Here is an 18813-nt window from a genome sequence, read left to right as displayed (position 1 = left end):
CTTCGTCCGTGGTTTGTTACCGGCGTTTGGTGGCAGCCCGTTGAACAAGCGCATGGAAATCAGTGATGAAGCGGTTGACGCGTTCATTAGCGATGGCCTGTGCCTTCGCCGCCCGGTCGAACAGAATATCAGGCGAAGACAGATTTGCCGAAGCAAGTGCGTCTGCAAGCGCCTGCGCGTCATGGCGATCGAAAAATACGGCCACTTCGCCCGCCTGTTCCCTGTTGACGTCCAAATCCGACAAAATCAACGGCACGCCCCACGACAGAGCCTCTTCGACTGTCGTGCTCCATCCTTCGAAGAGAGATGGATTCAGCAAGGCCATACTAGCGGTTGCGAGTGGAGCAAGATCGCCATATGGGATAAGACCGAGAAGAATGAAGTTTGAGGAGAGACCGGAAGTGTCGATAGCAGCCTTCACACGCGGAAAATAATAGGGGTCACGCGGATCAGACTGGCTGCCACATGCCACGATAGTAACGTCTTGACCGCGGTCACGGAGGATCGTCAATGCTTCCACGACAAGAAGATGGTTCTTGTGCTGCCAGAACTGGTTGGGAAGGAAGACATATCGCTCAGGCAGTCCATATTTGTCGGCAAGAGCACGAGCAGCCGCAGGAACAATCACGACCTTGGGCGGCACCGCAAACCTGACGACGTGTGTGCGCCCCCGGGAGGACGGATAGAAAACTTCGCACGAGACGCGCGAGTCTTCGCTACTCAACATGATCTCGCGTTTTCCCAGGACCTGAATTCTAAACCCTATATCGCGTTTCCAGTAGCCAAGCTTACTGAAGAGATGGGGGAGGAAGCGGTGCTGGAAATCTGGGATCCAGGCAATAGCGGGGATGCCGAGATTGAAACCAAAAAATTGTGCCACCTCAAATACGACATCTATCTGGTGAGTTCTAAACAGCTTACGCACACGCCAGTCGGCGCCGGTGACAAGACCGGTGAGCAGAGATCTAAAGCTCCTGGATCTGTTAAAGAGCGGGCTACGGACCACCTCAACGCAATTGAGAGCCGCAAATGGAGTTATATCTTCTTCATCGACGTCGGTTCCAAAGAACATAACAGGCGTAAGAGCTCTGCTCTGATCAGCGGACAGCAGCCTGGCAAGATTTATCAGATAGTTATAACCGCCGGTCCAGTCTTTCCCGCCGATCATCGTAAAGGCAATACGGGTCATGATCTCACACCGGATTCCGATCGAAACCACCTGACATAGTCTGAGATGCCTTCCATCAAATCCTTTTGCCACTCGAACCCGAGGGCCGCGAGCTGCTCGGATTGGGCTATCAGGCTTTGAGGGTCGCCAGCTCGTGCTTTACCCGAAAATTCAATCCTAGCTTCCCAATTAGTATCGACCGCCCATGCTTTGGCAATACCTTCAACGATCGCGCGAACATTTGTGCCGCGGCCGGTGCCGATATTGATAACTTTTGGCGAGGGGCTCGCCTCGGTGTGGATCAGCGACAGCGCGCGCGCGACATCGGTCACCGCCGTCCAGTCTCTAAGCTCGTTGCCACTGCCACCGAGAAGGAGTCGCTCAGGGTGAACCTCGAGCTGGGAGCAAACGTCCCAGAGCAATTGCTTGCGTAATCCCTCCCCATAGACTGAAAACAGCCGACCGATCACGACCTTTAACTCGTAACTCTCACAATAGGAGATGCAGAGAGATTCCATTATATGCTTGTGATGACCGTAGGGAGAGAAGGGGTTGGGTTTCGCCGTTTCAGCTATCTGACCTGTGTGCCCTGCCCCGTAAACAGCAGCGCTAGAAACCGCCACTAAGCTGCTTTTAGGGGCCTCCAATCTCATCCATTCAAGGAGTTCAATGCTCGAGCTGACCGTGCGGTGGAAATCTTCGCGAGGATTTGCGATTGCTGCTCCGACCGACGAGCCCCCCGCAAGATGGTACACAATGTCCACCGTCCCAAACTGCTGTTGAATCAACCGAAGATTGGGGATATCGACCTCGCCGTTATGCCAAGAGACTAGCCCCCAGCGCTGGGCGTGAAGCGGTGACCAGGTACCGTGCCCAAGGCCGAATACGGAGTTCCCGGCAAGTGCAAGTGACTTTGCCAGATATCTTCCGATAAATCCGTGAGCGCCTGTGATTAATATACGAGCCATTCTTTTTCTTTATTGGGGCCGCGTGGCGATGAACGAATATAGCCGACCCGGCCGCCGATCGAACTTTGCTGCGATATGCGAGAAGATCGTCCAGACCGACCGAGAATTCAAAAGCGCTGGAACGGCTCTGGCGAAGAACGGCAATCGCATGGCAATCTGCGCCTTCAACTCCGCCGGAGTGTAGGGGGCGAAGTTGATCTCGCTCTCCAGCGGCATAAGGAGCTTTTCCATCTTGAAACCGGCCGAAACAATAGAGTTTTGATACTCCTTCAGAAGAAAGGCGTTTTCCCCTCCATAGAGTTTGTGCAGGGGATGGCGATCGAGAAAGATCGGCAAATCGCGTTCGCTCGATATCACATGTTCGCGAACTGCGATGAAGCGCCCGCCGGGCTTGAGCACTCGAAAGAATTCGCGACACGCGGCTGACAGATCGGAGGTGTGATGCAGAACGGCTCTAGCAAAGACCACATCGAAGGCATTGTCGGAGAATGGGAGCTTTTCGGAAAACTCCTCGGCGATCGAAATGGGAAGATGAACTTCATTGAAGAGGGCACGAATTGCACCAGCCCCCACGAGGTCGCTCGCGTCGGGCTCCAGGGCCGTTACCTCAAAACCTTCCTTCGCCAGAGCATAGCTGGCAATACCACGACCGGCGCCGATATCGACTGCAGTTCCTGGCGCCCGCGGGAGAAATTCGCGAATGGCACCCCATTCGCCGCTCCGCCAATACCGCTCGGCCGCCTGCAGAATCGGATCGTCGTAATAGGCATCGAGCACCAGCTTTTGCTGGTCAGGCTGTTGCCGAAGCCACTGGACGGCTGCTTCCCAGGTGTCCAACTTTGTTGCCGTCATGGTTGACCTTCTGTCTCTTTTTGCGTCCGCTTGAGATTCCGAATTATGCGAGCGGGGTTACCGGCGACGACGGTGTAAGGGGGGACATCGCGCGTGACAACAGCATGGGCTCCAATAACTGCCCCGTCGCCGACTGTCACCCCCTTCAGGATACTCACGCCAAAACCAATCCACACCTTGTCCTGAATAAACACTGGCTTGATGGAAACCCCCGTCCAATCCTTCTTTCCCAAGCCCCAATCGGCCACATCGTTCTTGCGCAATTCCCAGTCGAGAGAATGAGAATCATGATCGACGATTGTCACTCCCCATGAGATGATGACATCGTTTCCAATCGTAATTCCGGAATGGCATACCAGGTGACTGGCACCAATATAGCAGCGATCACCAATGCTGATGCGGCCGCGGGGATCATCGAAGCTGATATTGCAATTGATGATACAGTTCTCGCCGACCTTCACATTGCCTCCGCGAATGGAACGCAACGCCAGCCAACGGACATTGCTACCACTCCCGACGAGAAATTTGCTCCGCTTGCGGGCCAACCATCCCGCCGCCATGTTTGCGATCGTGGTCAGGCTAAGCTTCATGCGCTTGCAGCCAGCCGTTGGAAGTTAAGCCATTGGGCACGCTTGTTGTACACGGTTCGTACAGTACGGGTTCCCTCGTTGGCTAACGCCTGGAGGCGCCCCGGTTCCCGAAGCAGATTTACAATTGTCCGCGCCGCGGATTCCGCATCTTCATATGTTACCATGCTGATATTATTGACCATCCCCTCGGGATAAACACCGGAGTCCGAGACCATCAGCGCACCGCATCCTAGCGCCTCCCAGCATCGCATATTTCCCCTGTCCGTTCCCGCCATATCCACGGCGCCGTTTAGAACAATTTTCGCCTGCGAAATCGCTTCATAACGCTCGCGTCCGAAAAGAGGGGTACGGGACACTGCGCGAATATTCTTCGGACGTCTGTGCTTCCCAAGCGGCAGAAGCCAGCCAATCGGGCTCTCAGCAAGCCTAGTCAATCGCGACCGATCAAGGTGGTAACAAACTTTAAAATCCCTTCGAATAGCCGACACAGCTTGCAGTATCTCTGCACGCCGACGATGGTGACGGCTATAGCCTCCGACAAAAAGCACATCGATTGGCCGGTCTCGATTTTCGGCATAGCTATCCATTGCCGGATCATGGGCTGGTGCAAAATATTCCGCGCGCCAGCCAAGCTGCCGATAACCTTCCAATATGGTAGGAAAGTTGCAGACGATCAAATCGTAGGCGCCGAAGTCGGTATTGCCGGAAGGCGCCGCTCGCCACATGATTGACTTCCGCACGCAGCCAGGAAGTTTGCGGACGAAATCGTTCCCGTATCGCATCGGATCCGAATTATAAAAAATCTCGGTGCGGTGATGTTCGATCTGGCTCAGCAAGATCTGCTCCATGTCGGAGGTGGCGGGCAAACCGTTTTCTACCGCCCAGTATCGTTGAAGTATCTCGTCATCGCCGTTCGTAAAGAAGGTGTCTGGAGAGGCCTCCATCACCGGGTTCAGTATGTGGCAAGCGCCATAGCGATCATCCAGAAAATGAGACAATCTGTCTGAAAAACTTCTCGCATCGACTGCGAGTATATCAAGCCGCCGCATATAAGCAGCATATACCCCGGAATTTTGAAAAACGCGCATATTGGATTCTATACCCGTCCGAGCTGGACAAGATGCTCTTGTCCACCGTCGTTCTTATCTGACACCCACTTCAGCGAGCTGGACAGCGCCAGCACGAATGGAACAATCAAAAACAAACCGCCGGTCATCATCGCAGTTTGAAGTGCGGTCGAAAGCATCACGAATATTCCATAGTGGCCGAGAGCCAGCCCCGCAATCGTTGCGACGGTCTTCCCTCGTTTCACTATTAGCTGGATATCTAGCAAGCGGATAAGAAAACCGGCGAATAGCGAAAATAGAAACACACCCACCCAAGAGAAGTCGGCCCAGGCATCAGCGATAAACATCGCTGTCGAGGTGGAACCTTCCATGCCGCGATGGACGGCGCCGACCAGTACATAGGTTGGTTGACTGGGTTGACCGGTCAGAGAGCCTACCAGCCAACTGAACTTACTACCCCAACTATAGGGGAGAACGCTTGGAATTGCGGCATAATACTCAAGCAAACTTTCGTTTGCGATCATGAATATCCGATAAAATAGAAAATCGAGCGCGTCACCGACACCATGCAATTCACGAATGGCAACAAGTACCATCGCACCAAACAAAAGAACACAAAGGGAAATAAATTTAATCGCCATCCCCAATGGCAGATCCAAAGATTTGCGAAGATGCTCCACGACTATCAACTGCAGTACAAATATCGCCAATGGCGCCTTGCTCAAAGTCGAGGCCTTAGCCACCATGACGGCAACGATAAAAGCCCACGCGATCGCTGGCAGTTTCATTGACCGCTGTCTTAAAGCTATAAAACAGCAAAAAGCAGAGAAGGGAAATAGGTTGGAGACGAGGAGATTGAAAAGATAAAAGCGGCTTCCACCCGACTCGCGCCGCATCGCAATCTTCGCGACTTCGCTTGCATCGGAAATGAAGTAGACAATAATTTGGGGGATTTTGTTTTCAACAATAATAAAGGCGAGAATGATAAAGAAGCCAATGGTCGAGATTATTTTAAGTCGTTGAGCGACCCCGCTGGCTATCCGGACAGGCTGAGTGCGCCAGGAATGCAGTGCCGCCTGGATCTGTTGATGGTTAACGCCGAACGCGAAATCCGCTCCTGCTATACCGATAGTGATGCAAATAAATGAAAGGGCAAGAGAGAGATCCAGTGCGCCTATAGCATCGTAGTAGGGAGCGGAAGACATGATTGTCTCAAAAAACTTAGTCTGGATACCCCATATTCGAGTGTAATAGAGATACATGGGCCCATGAAGCGCCAGCATGAGACCTAAAAAAACTGACGAAAGCGTCAGATTGATCCCCACCCTCCAGACGTAGAACGCCACCGACCATGTAACAGCCATGGCAAAGACGAGGCTAGTCGACATCTGCTGCCTCTGCGGCTGCGTTACGTGTCGGCAGGAGTGTCCGTGTCATGTTACGCAGGCGCAAAAGCGCTTTATGAAGCCACATGCCGTTCGGATAATTGCTGTGCGGTACTGGCGGGGCCTCGATATACGATTGGAGCTCTTCCGGCTTCAATCCCAGTTTTTTGGCCACGAACTTTGTTTCCCTGCGGGCATCCTGAACGGAGATGATGGGCTTTGAAATTTCGCGCAGCGCCTCCTCCCGTGTCATTTGTCCGGCAACAATCAAACTTGAAAGGTGAAGCCGTCTTTTGTCAAAGTTAAATTTTCTCGGAAGATAGATATCCTGGTAGAATTTTGTGAATCTGGATTCACTGTGTTTGCCACCGTAGTCACGCCACCCATATTCGCGCTGAAGCTCAGTGCGCGCCTCTTCCTTATTGTAGTCGATGTAGTTGAGCGGACGGTGAATAGTGAGTTGCCGGCGGACGCGGGTAAGCCAAATATACTCAAGAGGGCTCATGAAGGGATAGGTCGTGAGCTTCAAGGAGCCGAAGCGTTTTTGAATCGCGCTCGCATGCGTTCCGTCAATCGACGGATAGCCAAAGCCGCGGGGTATCACCGATTCTGACGCGAAGTTTACGCCGCTGAGGAAGTGACGAATGCCGAATTTAGCTGCTGTCCTATAGAGGGTGGAAAAGAATGCATGATCTTGCGGGATGTCCTGATTGAGGACAGAAGCCTTCATAAACGCAATCTGCAGATCGCGCATCTCCTGCCACTCGATTACATACGTGTGAAGGTCGAGATCGAGTTTTCGGACAAGAATTTCAATATTGTGGACGGCGGGCTCGGAATTCCAACCGCCGTCAACATGGACCGCCAGGAGACGGAGACCATGCTTTCGGGCGGCGAGATGCGCAAGAAACGCGCTGTCAATTCCACCGCTAAGCCCGACCATTGCGTCGTATGGCTTACCTGCGCCTTCTTCCTTCAATGTGGCGATCAATCGCCGCATTCGAATATCGCCTTCCGGGCCAGTCCACCACTCGTGCGGCTTGCGATTCAGCGCATCCCGACAGCAGTTACATTGGCCGTTTGCGTCAAACACGATCGACGGGTTGGAATTGTCCATGGCGCAAAATGAACAAACTCGCGACGCGTTATCCATGAGCACCTTGCTCCGTCTCCTCCAAAATTTCTGGTGCAGGGTAGCTTATAAGGACTGCCCTTAGCCGGCCGATAAAGGTGAAGGCGCTCCCCGAGGCCGCGGCGGAAGCGCCGGCATGAAGGCCTTCCTCCATGTGGGCGACGTTTCCGGCGCCACCCAAGGCAACGACCGGAATGCTCAGCTTTCGGCTAATCGACTGGATCAACTCAAGATCATACCCGTTGCGCGTGCCGTCGAGAGTTTTCGACTGAAGAATTATTTCGCCAACGCCGGCATCCTGCAGCCTCAGGCAGAATTCTATCGGCTCTTGCCTCGCACCGCTTGAAGCGTAGCAGCTCGCCGCCGCACCGCGACCCTCAACGTCGACACAGGCAACCAGAGCCTGGCTGCCCATATCGGCAGCGATCGCTCCCACCAGTTGCGAATTGCGCGCGCCTTGACCGAGTACAAACTTCTCGACGCCGGAGCGGTTAAGTTCCTCGCACTGCTTAAGCTGGGTGATGCCGCCGCCATATGCCAAAGGCATGAAACATTCGGTTGCGAGTTCGCGAACGAAGCCGAGGTCAGGACCTCGCCCCGTACGCGTGGCGTCGATATCGAGAATGCAGATCTCGTCGACTTCCTTTTCGTTGAACAGGCGCACAACATTGAAGGGATCGCCGACGTAGGTGCGCTCACCAAACTCTATCGTTTTCACCAGCCGACGCTTCTGATCGACCAGCAGGACGGGTATAAGCCTTTTTCTCATCAAAGCTTTCCGAATGCTTCAAGAACCCGCATCCCGAAGCGGTGGCTTTTTTCAGGATGAAATTGCACGCCGCTGACATTGTTCGAACTCATTGCGCAACATAGCTCCTCGCCGTAGTCGATGACGGCGGTAACGTCGTTCGGATCATCGCAATCGACAAAATAGCTGTGGTCGAAATAAAAGCGCTCCCTCCGGTTGGACCTGTCGAACAGAGCGCTTTCTCGGCACGGCCTTATCTCAAGCCAGCCGATATGAGGAACTTTAAGGGATGATGTTGCCGGCAGCCTGATGCGCTTCACATCCGCATTTATCCAGCCGAGTCCCGGTTCCGAGCCTTCCTCGCTGGATCGCGCCAACAGCTGCATACCGAGACATATGCCGAGAACAGGAACCCTCCGATCGCGCACAGCGTGATTCAGTGGATCGACTAATTTTCTGTTTCTCAACGTGGCCATTGCTTTGTCAAACGCACCGACCCCTGGAAGAATGAGCTTCGCAGCACTTTCGATCTCTTTGGGATCACCGCTTGGCCGAGCATCGATCCCCAGATACTCCGCCATATTGGTAATTGCGCCGATATTCCCGACGCCATAGTCTACCACAGTGATCACTCAAAACCCTCTCTTGCGTTTCACAAGATGGTTATTCCATCCAATCAGGCGTCTCTCGGACAAAGCCGTTCTAACGGACCCATAGATACGGGACAAGATAATGCTCCCGGTTTTCGTCGTCATCGCCACGGCTGCGATCGCGGCGGAGACAACGCAGACAGAACAGACATACGCGAAAGCGAGGGACAACCAGCCATTGATCCAGGTGAAATTCAGGCCTAGAGATCCGACAACTATGCAGATGCCAACCAAGATAGGAGCAACTGTACAGGCGAACATTTGCTCCGCGCTGAAAGTGCGAAAGAAGCAATTGCGAGTCACCAAAAGCGCGAGAGGCACTCTTACAAGGCTCGCAGCAAGCAAGCCTGCTCCGGCAGCGTATGGACCGTAAAACCAAATGGAAACAAAAGAAAAAACAACCGTCATCACCGAATAGGCAAGCGAAGTATATGCAGCCGGCGCGTTTCTGCCCATTCCCATGGCGTAATACTGGAATACATTCGACCCGCACCCGACGATGCCGCCGAGAATGAGTATCTGGAGCAGATGCGTGCCGCCTGCAGCGGTTTCTTCGCCGACCCAAACCGTCAACAGCGGCCTGGAGAGAACCGCGATTGGCGAGAGTACGATGGCTCCGAAAGCCGAATTGCCCCATGAGGCGAGCATGAAGAAATCATGCCGCTCCTCTTCGCGGCTGTTCGACATGTTGCCAAATCGAGGAAACAGGACTTCGCAGATACGTATGACCGCGATGTAAGCGGCCTCCTGGAGGCGATTGCACACGTTATATTGGCCGACAACGGCAGACGGCGCGAGCGAAGCCAGAACGTAGCGGTCAATCTGATTGCCAAAGATTCCGGCAAGCTGCGAAAGGCTTTGCCATTTTCCAAAATGAAGCAATGATTTCAGTTCGTCGGGAGACGACGAGATCAATCTGCCGCTCTCACGGAATTCCGAGGATGTAACCCATATCCATCCTGCAGCCGACAATACAAGACTTCCAGCAAATCCGAGCAAATAGCCATTCAGCACTGGAAATGACCACGTGCATCCCAAGGTCACGATGATGGTTGCGAATGAACTCCACGCTGATGCTTTGGCCACCAATCGAAAATTTTGCTTTCCCACGCAAATACCTTGCAGGACAAACGAGAACTGCTGCGCCACGGTGCCGGTTGCGACAATGAGGAAGGAGACGGTGAGATTCTGTAATGGAAGAGACGCACCGACGATGCCGGTCATGATCCATGGACCGGCAAGCACGATCCCCAGCCAAGCCACCGCCGAAGCGATAAGGCAGATTTTCAATCCGACGATAGCAATACGGGCGGCGGCATGCTCCTCGCCACGTCCAATCCGCGCGGAAATTTCCCTGACAACGGCCTGCCCGAGCACCGTGCCGATCAGCGTCACGGGAGCTGCGATAGCGATCACTATGCCTGCGCTTCCCAGTGCCTGCAGTCCAATCCAGCGCACGACGAACGGCACCGTGGCAAGATTAGCAATCAGCGTAAAAAGGAAACCCGCAAAATTCCAGCCTGAGTTTCCAAGAAGATTGCTGCGCCTTCCATGGCTCTCCGGGCGTTCGTCACTCACTCGGCGAAGCCCCTGATCATATCTGCGACGTACAAGAGTTGAGCTTCTGTCATTTCAGGGAAAATCGGAATTGAAAGAATCTTGGATTGATTTCCAAACGCGTTGGGAAAATCTTCCGGCCGATGCCCAAGGCGTTCGTAAGCCGGCAGGAACGGCAGCGATATCGGATAGTTGACCACGGTTTGGATGCCGGCGTGATTGAGGTAGGCGGCCAGGGCATCGCGCCGCTCGTGCTTGATCACAAACAGATGATAGACGTGATTTCGCCCAGCTGCCGTTTCAGACAGTTCCAGCCCACCAATATCTTCGAGGGCGCGCACATAGCGTCTCGCCCATTCCTGCCGCTTTGCAGTCCATTCAGGCAGACGCGGCAGCTTCACCGACAGGATCGCGGCCTGCAGTCCGTCGAGGCGGCTATTTATGCCCTCGATCTGGTGGTCGCCCTTTGAAAGCCCGCCATGCCGCGCAAACATTGCCATCCGATCGGCAAGTGATTTGTCCTTGCAGGTAATGGCGCCTGCGTCGCCCATCGCACCAAGGTTCTTTCCGGGGTAGAAAGAATAGGAAGCGACATCCCCGAAACTCCCGACGACCTGCCCATCAATCTCAGCCAGATGGGATTGAGCACAATCCTCTATGACCCAGAGACCGTGCTTCCGAGCGATAGCCATGATCGCAGTCATATCGGCCGGTTGGCCATAGAGATGAACCGGGATGATGCCAACCGTTCTAGGCGTGATCTTCGCTTCGATTTGAACAGGATCGATGGTGTATGTCGAAGCGTCGGTGTCGCAGAAGACAACATTGCCGCCGGCCTGTGAAATGGTCTCGGTAGTTGAAATCCACGAATGGGCGGTCGTAATAACTTCATCCCCGGGTTTGACGCCTAGCGCGCGCATGGCGATGAAGAGCGAATCCGTTCCATTCGCACATGAGATGCAATAAGGGGCGCCGACGGCGGCGGCAAATTCGTCCTCGAACTTCTGAACGAATGGTCCCCTGATAAACGAGGAAGAGCGGATGACTGAAGCAATTGCAGCATCGATCTCCTCCTTTAGCGAGAGATATTGGAGATGAAGATCAGCGAAAGGAACTTTCATGAAACCTGCTCTCGGTAAATTGCGATGATTTCCGTGTGCGCCGGCGCCCATATGCGCCAACTAAAAATAAAATTCAGCCAAGCATCGGCTCAACGCTGAAACAACCCTTCGCGAAAGGCTGAGGCCAACACCCTTCCCACGGGGGCTGACGGCGAGAAGCTGCAAAGCCTGGGGCATGTACCGACGTTGTCCGCCAACGACGACCTTCTGGGACAAACCTAAACCTCATTCCTTGCCGAACGAGGTAAAGGCCGGGCGGGGTTGCCGGCATAGGTGCCAGAAATGGTGATATCCCGGGTTACAACCGCGCCTGCGCCGATAACGACATCGTCGCATATCCGAACTGCCAGAACCGTAGCGTTTGAGCCGATCGAAACTCGGTTGCCGATCCGGGTCTCCTTCCAGAGCGCGCGATTCCCCCGCGCAGGCCCACCTCCCGAAAAAAGGTCGTTCACAAAAACAACCCCGTGTCCGATGAAACAATCCTCACCAATCTCCACAAGTTCGCATATGAAACTGTGTGACTGTATCTTTGTGCGCGGCCCGATCTTCACGCCCTTCTGGATTTCGACGAACGGACCGACGAAACAATCATCCGCAAGTTCGCATTCATAGACATTGGCGGGCTCAACTATTTTTACCCGAGCGCCGCAAACGACGTCTCTGACCTGCGCCTTCCAGAGCGTGGGGGAGCCGTCGGTCACTGCGAAGATCGTCCCAGTTTCGAATGTTTCACTTCCAAAGGCAATTTCACTTCCTGATTGGAAGCGATTGATTCGTAAAGTGCGGAGATCAGCTCGAGACTTTGACGTCCCTCATGACCATCCACGATGGCTTTTGTATCGTTCACTAGGCAATCGACGACATGTTCGTAATAAGCCTGATGACCAAAACCATAAACGTTCGGAGGATTAACAGAGTACCTCTCCATAACTTGCTCATCGCCTAAGTCATGGTCGCCGAACTGCCAGGTGCGGATCTTGTTCACCGCAAAGCCCGCAATCTCAACAGAGCCCCCAGCACCAAGTATCGAAATCGATCCTTCAATGTCCTTGGGTCGCGTTGCTGCGGTGGCTTCTATAATGCCGAGAGCACCGTTGCGGAACTTCAGTGTGGCTACGGCAGTGTCTTCCGCCTCGATATCCACCAACGCTGTCGCCGCGCGCGCGTGAACACTTTCGACATCACCCATGAACCAAGTTAACATGTCGATATGATGACTTGCCTGATTGGCAAGAACTCCGCCGTCATATTGCCAGGTACCGCGCCAGTTATCCTGATCATAGTAACTCTGATCGCGGCACCATCGTACCCTAACCGTCCCGAGCACGAGCTTTCCGAAGCGGCCCGCATCAAGAGCTTCGCGCGCTTTCAGGACCGGGACGTTAAACCGGTTTTGTTTGACGACAAAAAGGCGAATGTTGTTGTCATCACACGCCTTGATCATCGCTTCAGCATCGGCCAAAGTCAGCGCCATTGGCTTTTCAACCACGATGTGCCGTTTATATTTTGCAGCAGTTATGACGTGCTCTGCATGCATGCCACTTGGCGTCAATATCGATACGACATCGGCGTCAGTGTTCTGGAGCATTTCGTCGATGGACTGATAGTGAGGAACACCGAACCTTTCTCCGAACTCCTTTGCCCTTTCTTCCACTACGTCACAAACTGCGACTAGCGACGCCCCGGTTATCTGTGACAAGCCCAACAGTTCGGAATGTCTTTTAGCAATGCGTCCGCACCCAACAACAGCGAATTTTATCAAGAGCTTCTCCCCGCGCGACAGTATCCGCCGCCCAAAATCATTCGGCGGTTCACATTTACATCGAAGTCATGCCGTTTATGCAAAGCGGGTTTTTGCGCTTGCGCTAAGTCATGCATAACCATTTCCCGGCCCATCTTTTGCAAAAATCTTGAGAGCCCAAGCAGTTGCCTGAGCTAGCCGGACACCCTTCCGCGATCAAGCCTCGTTCAACGGTCGAACCCACCATACCGGTATGGCCAGCAATGATTTTTTTTGGAAGACTTCTCATATTTGCTTGTGCACCCGTGGAATGACCGGAGGCACCCGGTTTTATCGGCGACCGCACAATTGCCATGTGGGACTCGCGCGGACAGGAATGATTAGGCCTCATTGGGTGTTCTCGCCACAAAAGTCAATCTTCATCAATGGCAGTAAACGCACCTCCTCTTAGTTTTCCAAACTCACTCACCCCTCCGGGGAGGCATACTGGAGTTTGCCATTTTCGCCCAGGATCGGCATTCGATCTCAACGATGGAGGTGGTCTCAATACAGGTGATGTCTGCAACGCTGACACGGATTGGAATTGAAAGCGCTAGTTTACATGGGATGATATTTTTGCGGCTCTCTTTTGATGAACTCTCGAAAGTCGCAACCGTGCGATGAGGTGAGCCGCCCCAATCGACGTGACGAAAAAGTATAATGGAAGCAATGGTACTGAATAGCGTGGATTTCCAACCGGAAACGCATACGCGACAGCAAAGGCTGGCGCCAACGAACAGAGTAGCAATATTGTTACTTCCTTCGCTTGTACCGTCAAAAATGCAGCAGCCAGCAACGCAAACAGGAGCCAAAGGTCGGGCGGAACAACACCTAAACCAATTGGATCACGCAGCCTCTCTCGGAAGATCGAAATATACGGATTGAACGCTGCATAGATCTTAGCGTTTGATAAAACCGCAAACGGAAAAACCGCCGCATCTGAGGCTGCTTGCGGCCCAAAAAAACGGTCGAATGTAGACCGATAGTCCTGCGATGATGCCCAGCTTTGCCAACGATAATAGCCGTAAAGATGATCGAGAAAATTCCTGGGAGAGTATCCCGGAAAGACTTCATGTGTTTGCGGAACTATCGCAGACGGCAGGATCGCTCCGATTGACGCCATCGCATACAGAAGCCGGTTCAATTGAACCCTCGCCCCGTCCGAGCGTAGCGCACTGGCGAGTTCCTCTGCCTTTTCGTTGATCTCGCTGTTGGAGTGTCCTTCAGCTCTCCACTTTTCAGCGATTAATAGCGCGTCGGACATTGTGATACCGCTATGCGTCAAAGTATCCGGAAACCCTGCCGCGTTAAGGAGCGTATTCACTGTCGACGAGGGGTGTGGATTAGCCTGCGACGCCGATATTAGAAGGTTGATACCGCCAGCTGGAAGAAAAAATTGCCCGTCCTGCAGATATCTGTATGCCGGAAACGCTAGGACCGAGCTAGCCGACACAGCGAAAAGGACAACCATCCATCTAGAAATAAGAAATGCCCGGGAAATAAGTGCGTAGAATAACATTAACGCGACTATAGCTCCCCAGTAACTTCTAAACTGGGTCACGCACGCGATCACTATAAGCGCCCCAACAACACAACTACTGACAGACCGATTCCTCCGCGCTATCCTTAAACAACACGAAAAACCAATCAGAACGAAAGATGAAGTGCACGATTCGGTCAGAAGTGAATTATGAAATGCCTGATACGCTGGCAGTAGCAGGAGTAATAGGACGAAAATCATGTGCACGGGCGATGGCCAAAGGCGATAAACCGTCCGAAATGCGAAAATTAGCGCCCCTGCCGCCACCATGTGCTGGAATATCGCGAGCGCCGGCCATTGCCAGGAGACCGGCAACTCGCTGAGCAACAGCCAGGCTCCCGGCACGCCGGGCCCGAGATGGCTAAATATCCATTGACCTGTTGCTTGGTAAAACAGCTGCAACCCGCTAGGCGAAGACATGGCAGTGGCCAATGATATATAGTCGCGTGAATCGATCCAATACGTCGCCCCGAAGACCACTAAGGCATAGGCATGGATACAAATAATGAGAGGGTAAGTGAACAACTCAACCCGCGACAGTCGATCCATCTTAATTGTTAGCCGCTTATCATTCGGTTCTGCGAGAACATTCATGCCTCTACCTTCTGGAATTGCCTTACAGACCAATTCCAGGCTCTGCGGCAGCAACTTCTTGAACTCGATCGATCGAACTGGGCGGCTCAAAATTCGATCGAATTTCTCTGGTTTTCCGAATACACGTAGCGAGCCAACTCAAGCAATGATTTTCGGAGTTGTTGAGATCATATTCATCGCGCCGAGAAGCAGCTCCAGTTGATTCCCATCGACTACCCACGGTAGATACGACGTCGACCGCGGATCTGCGAGGGTTTGATGCATCAGGTTGGTCTTTAACCACCACTGTCGGGGCTAGTCTGCGCTGCCATCCGTCCGCCCGTTCACAAAAGGCAGCACCTGACGGACGAGGCGATCGAATTTCAACCATAACGGAGGAACTTTCAGCTCCCACACCTCATTTGTGATTGGGTCGGCATGCCCAGCAGCGATGATTATCTTATCGCCCACAACATAAGTCGATTGTTCATGCCTTGGTCGCCAGCTGTCAGATAAAGGCAATCGCGTCCAATCAATGCCGTTGTCCGTGAACCAAATTCCGCCGACGTTAAGCGTGTCTTTGCTCCAGCCACCAATGACCCAAATGCGGTCTTGGTACTCTGATGCCGAGAACCAGATCCGTCCGCTCCACGGTGCATTGGATACTTTTTTCCAATTGATACCATCTTCAGAGTTCCAAACGTCGTTGAAGGCGATGTAGTCTGGATGATATGATCCGCCGCCAAGAACCCATAGTTTTCCGTGATAAGCGACGGCTGCGTGATACGCGCGTGGCTGCCATGCTGCGTGTTCTGTCACTTTAGTCCAATTGATACCATCGCTGGAGTTCCACACGTCGTTCTTAAGGGTCTGCTTGCCATCAACCCACTCAAGCCCCCCGAGAATCCACAACTTGCCATTTAGCATCACAATTGGCGTAGCTGTTCTTGGGCTCCATGAAGCCGCTGCTTGCACGTTGTTCCAGTGAATCCCGTCATCGGAGTTCCACACGGAATTGGTGGCAGGATGATCTGGATCCGAGAGTGTGGTCCCACCCATTACCCACATTCGATCCTTGAACACGATCGTCATTGGCAAGTCGGTATAATGGAAAGGTAGCTCCGGCTGGACTAGATCCCACTTGACGCCATCCGTCGAGTTCCAGACATCCCTAAGCAGCTCTGTCGGCGTTGTTTTCCAGCCACCTAACAGCCAAAGCTTATCTTGATACACGAATTCTCCAGCGGAGTCGCGCGGTTGCCAACGAGCGACAGCTATCCGCTTCAAACTGGGTGCGGGAAACCCCGGTGCTCCACTGTAAATCCATCCGACAACAAGACAAAAAGCGGCCAATGGTAATACGCAGAAAAACAAAAGCCGTTTGACGTTTAAATTCATGATTTCATCCCGTATTGCCGAGTGGAGAGGCGCCTGTACAAGCACCCCCATGCGCACAATCGCCGATTGTCAAAAATTGCTCAAAGCCGCAAGCAATGGCACGGGCCGGTGCGAGGTGCTTGTGTTGGTGATTTTTTCTGCCGACCAGCCAAATTAAGTTTCATCACAGGGCTCGATCCCACCAGCGACGAGGGGCAGAGCGAAATTTTGATCACCTCAATTGCCGGAAAAAATGGTGCAGTTCAATCCCTTGCTTCGTCCTCAAAACTGCACCCTCCCGCGCACCCCGTCCGCAATCGCCGCCATCCTGTCGGCCGCCGCATGGCCGATCAGCATGAAGGCGTGCCTCCCGGTCGACCAGTAAACGACGTGCATGCCTTTGCGGCTTTCGAGGTCCGGCGCTGTGGGGCCGGCATCGGAACGGACGATGCAAAGCGCCATCGGCCCGGTATCAGGATCGAGATAAGCGATCTGGGCGAGCGGCTTGCCGTCATATTGCAGCAGCAGGGCGCGTTTGAAATCGATGCCCGGAAGCGAGACGGCTTCCGGAGAGAGCGACAGGCCGAGTTTTTCGTCGAGGGGGGCGAGCTGGGCGGCCTGAGACTCCCAGGCGGGCGACGGGCCGGCAAGCGTTTCCGCGGTATAGAGCGAAATATACTCGGCGACCACGGCGCGCCATTCGCTGCTTTCGTCCTTTGCCGAAAAGCCTCTGCCGAGGCCAAGGACGGCGCGATCGATGGCGATGCCGGCGACGAGCGCAGCGGCGAGCGCGGCGAGGAAGCGGCGGCGGCTGGCAGCAGGCGCCGAGACAGCTTTTGCATCCTCCCGCGCAGGGATGGCGTCGAGCATTCCCTCCAGCTTTTCGCGCGGCGCTTCCTGGAGCAGCGGCGCGAAAGCCTGCTCGAACGGGAGGCTGGCGCGCGCCAGGAACTCCAGCCGTTCGGCAACGCGCTCGTCTTCCTTCACAATGGCCTCAATGCGGGCCGCCTGTTCGGCCGTCAGTTCGCCATCGATGAAGGCGGTCAGGTCCTCATCGGAGGGAGTGGTGTGTTTCGTGTTCATTGCCGTCCCCCTTCCCGCTCGTCACTGGCGAGCTTGGCGCGGGCTGCCGCCAGCCGGCTCATCACGGTGCCGATCGGGATATCCAGTATGCCTGCAACCTCGCGATAGGAAAGTCCTTCGACATAGGCGAGGAAAACCACCGTTCGCTGCGCCTCGGGCAGCGCACTCACCCGTTTCAGCACCTGGCCCGCCATCACATGGGTTTCGGTGTCGTGGGCGCCGTCGAAGATCAGCGCGTCCCCGGCGTCGACGAAGCCCTGGCCCTGGCGCACCCGGCGCGAGCGGATCTCGTTCAGCCAGATCGAATGCAGGATCGAAAACAGCCAGCGGTCCAGCCGGGTACCGGGGACGAATTGATCGGCGCGCTCCAGCGCGCGAAGGCAGGTCGCCTGCACCAGGTCGTCGGCGACATCGCGCTGATGCGAGAGAACAAGACCATAACGCCAGAGCCTTGCCAGATTTTCCGTCAGGCCGCTCCTGATATCCGCTGCGCTGGCGATGGCCGCCTCCGACGATCCTGCGTTTTTCGGGACCGCCGGATGAACCGGCGATTCCGTTCTTGCGCGACTATAGGCAGGAAATGAGGCGCGCGCGACCGACATTCTCACATGCCTTTCTGGTTCCGTCTTCCCGCCCATACCGGCAATCAGATCTTCGACGGATCGAGGATGGCTGCATTCAGGTCCTGATATTCCTCGCAGGTCGTGCCGCAGATCGCCTTGATGGTCCTCAACTGCTCCTTGGCGAGATCGAGCCGGCCCTTGATGACATAGGCTTCGCCGAGATATTCGCGCACCTTGGCATATTGCGGGTCCAGCTTCACCGATTGGAGGTAATAGGAGATGCCGTCGTCGGTGCGGCCGAGCTTACGGGTGGCATAACCGCGATAATTCAGCACTTCGGCGCTGTTCTGGTCCTTGACCGTGTCGAGCATGGCAAGCGCCTCCTCATAACGGCCGGCTTTGGCCAGCGAATAGGCATAGTCGGTGCGGTTCTCGTCCGAGACGTTGGCGCTCTGCTGCTTGACGCATTTCTTGGTCTTCTGGTCGTAGATCTCGCCCTTCCTGCAGGTCGGCATCGTGCTGTTGTCATCGCCGACCGCAAAGACAGGGCCGGAGAAGAGGGAAGCGGCAAGGCAGCCGCTGAGAAGGATGGAAGCAAAACGGGCTGTCATGATCGTCATGGGAAACTCCTCGAAAGTGACGTTGCGAGGAGAAAA

18 protein-coding genes are annotated in these 18813 nt (G+C 54.3%); all 18 read right to left on the bottom strand.

All coding sequences use genetic code 11. The annotated features are described in order from the left end of the window. Positions 1 to 16: 16 nt before the first annotated feature. Positions 17 to 1189 (bottom strand): glycosyltransferase, encoded by a 1173-nt coding sequence (locus N2597_RS01995; protein WP_183597419.1) that lies wholly within the window; start codon positions 1187 to 1189, stop codon positions 17 to 19. Continuing rightward, positions 1186 to 2136, bottom strand: coding sequence for an NAD-dependent epimerase/dehydratase family protein (locus N2597_RS01990; RefSeq protein ID WP_039618040.1), 951 nt, complete (start codon positions 2134 to 2136; stop codon positions 1186 to 1188). The genes N2597_RS01995 and N2597_RS01990 overlap by 4 nt, the downstream gene beginning before the upstream one ends. A gap of 9 nt (positions 2137 to 2145) precedes the next feature. Beyond that, entirely contained in the window at positions 2146 to 2988 is an 843-nt protein-coding gene (locus N2597_RS01985) for a class I SAM-dependent methyltransferase (protein WP_039618038.1), read from the bottom strand. Beyond that, positions 2985 to 3578 (bottom strand): acyltransferase, encoded by a 594-nt coding sequence (locus N2597_RS01980; protein ID WP_039618036.1) that lies wholly within the window; start codon positions 3576 to 3578, stop codon positions 2985 to 2987. Before N2597_RS01980 ends, N2597_RS01985 begins: the two co-directional genes overlap by 4 nt. Beyond that, the gene (locus N2597_RS01975) at positions 3575 to 4666 is read right to left on the bottom strand and encodes a glycosyltransferase family protein (protein ID WP_183597421.1); all 1092 of its coding nucleotides are present in this window, start codon (positions 4664 to 4666) and stop codon (positions 3575 to 3577) included. The genes N2597_RS01980 and N2597_RS01975 overlap by 4 nt, the downstream gene beginning before the upstream one ends. Positions 4667 to 4674: 8 nt before the next feature. Beyond that, positions 4675 to 6033, bottom strand: coding sequence for an oligosaccharide repeat unit polymerase (locus N2597_RS01970; protein WP_183597423.1), 1359 nt, complete (start codon positions 6031 to 6033; stop codon positions 4675 to 4677). Next, positions 6023 to 7183: an N-acetyl sugar amidotransferase gene (locus N2597_RS01965; RefSeq protein ID WP_088676928.1), complete on the bottom strand. Its 1161-nt coding sequence runs from the start codon at positions 7181 to 7183 to the stop codon at positions 6023 to 6025. Before N2597_RS01965 ends, N2597_RS01970 begins: the two co-directional genes overlap by 11 nt. Next, positions 7176 to 7931, bottom strand: a complete 756-nt coding sequence (locus N2597_RS01960) for a HisA/HisF-related TIM barrel protein (RefSeq protein WP_225881394.1) — start codon at positions 7929 to 7931, stop codon at positions 7176 to 7178. Before N2597_RS01960 ends, N2597_RS01965 begins: the two co-directional genes overlap by 8 nt. Next, positions 7931 to 8542, bottom strand: coding sequence for an imidazole glycerol phosphate synthase subunit HisH (gene hisH / locus N2597_RS01955; RefSeq protein WP_039618027.1), 612 nt, complete (start codon positions 8540 to 8542; stop codon positions 7931 to 7933). Before hisH ends, N2597_RS01960 begins: the two co-directional genes overlap by 1 nt. After that, entirely contained in the window at positions 8543 to 10138 is a 1596-nt protein-coding gene (locus N2597_RS01950; RefSeq protein WP_039618025.1) for an oligosaccharide flippase family protein, read from the bottom strand. Continuing rightward, positions 10135 to 11238: a DegT/DnrJ/EryC1/StrS family aminotransferase gene (locus N2597_RS01945; protein WP_183597425.1), complete on the bottom strand. Its 1104-nt coding sequence runs from the start codon at positions 11236 to 11238 to the stop codon at positions 10135 to 10137. Before N2597_RS01945 ends, N2597_RS01950 begins: the two co-directional genes overlap by 4 nt. A gap of 218 nt (positions 11239 to 11456) precedes the next feature. Further along, positions 11457 to 11942 (bottom strand): acyltransferase, encoded by a 486-nt coding sequence (locus tag N2597_RS01940; protein ID WP_039618020.1) that lies wholly within the window; start codon positions 11940 to 11942, stop codon positions 11457 to 11459. Then, positions 11939 to 13003, bottom strand: a complete 1065-nt coding sequence (locus tag N2597_RS01935) for a Gfo/Idh/MocA family protein (protein ID WP_039618018.1) — start codon at positions 13001 to 13003, stop codon at positions 11939 to 11941. Before N2597_RS01935 ends, N2597_RS01940 begins: the two co-directional genes overlap by 4 nt. Before the next feature lie 571 nt (positions 13004 to 13574). Beyond that, positions 13575 to 14285 carry a hypothetical protein gene (locus N2597_RS01930; RefSeq protein ID WP_183597428.1) on the bottom strand — a complete coding sequence of 237 codons (711 nt, stop codon included), beginning with the start codon at positions 14283 to 14285 and terminating at the stop codon, positions 13575 to 13577. Between the two features lie 1164 nt (positions 14286 to 15449). Continuing rightward, positions 15450 to 16532, bottom strand: coding sequence for a Kelch repeat-containing protein (locus N2597_RS01925; RefSeq protein ID WP_183597430.1), 1083 nt, complete (start codon positions 16530 to 16532; stop codon positions 15450 to 15452). A gap of 261 nt (positions 16533 to 16793) precedes the next feature. After that, positions 16794 to 17594: an anti-sigma factor family protein gene (locus N2597_RS01920; RefSeq protein WP_183597431.1), complete on the bottom strand. Its 801-nt coding sequence runs from the start codon at positions 17592 to 17594 to the stop codon at positions 16794 to 16796. Continuing rightward, complete coding sequence (locus N2597_RS01915; RefSeq protein ID WP_183597433.1) at positions 17591 to 18196, bottom strand: RNA polymerase sigma factor; 606 nt, start codon at positions 18194 to 18196, stop codon at positions 17591 to 17593. Before N2597_RS01915 ends, N2597_RS01920 begins: the two co-directional genes overlap by 4 nt. 44 nt (positions 18197 to 18240) lie before the next feature. After that, positions 18241 to 18777: a tetratricopeptide repeat protein gene (locus N2597_RS01910; protein ID WP_183597435.1), complete on the bottom strand. Its 537-nt coding sequence runs from the start codon at positions 18775 to 18777 to the stop codon at positions 18241 to 18243. Positions 18778 to 18813 lie beyond the last annotated feature (36 nt).

This window comes from Rhizobium sophoriradicis (genome assembly GCF_025200795.1).
Lineage (GTDB): Bacteria > Pseudomonadota > Alphaproteobacteria > Rhizobiales > Rhizobiaceae > Rhizobium > Rhizobium sophoriradicis.
The sequence above is the reverse complement of the archived record's forward strand: the minus strand, read 5'-3'. Positions and strand labels throughout refer to the sequence as shown.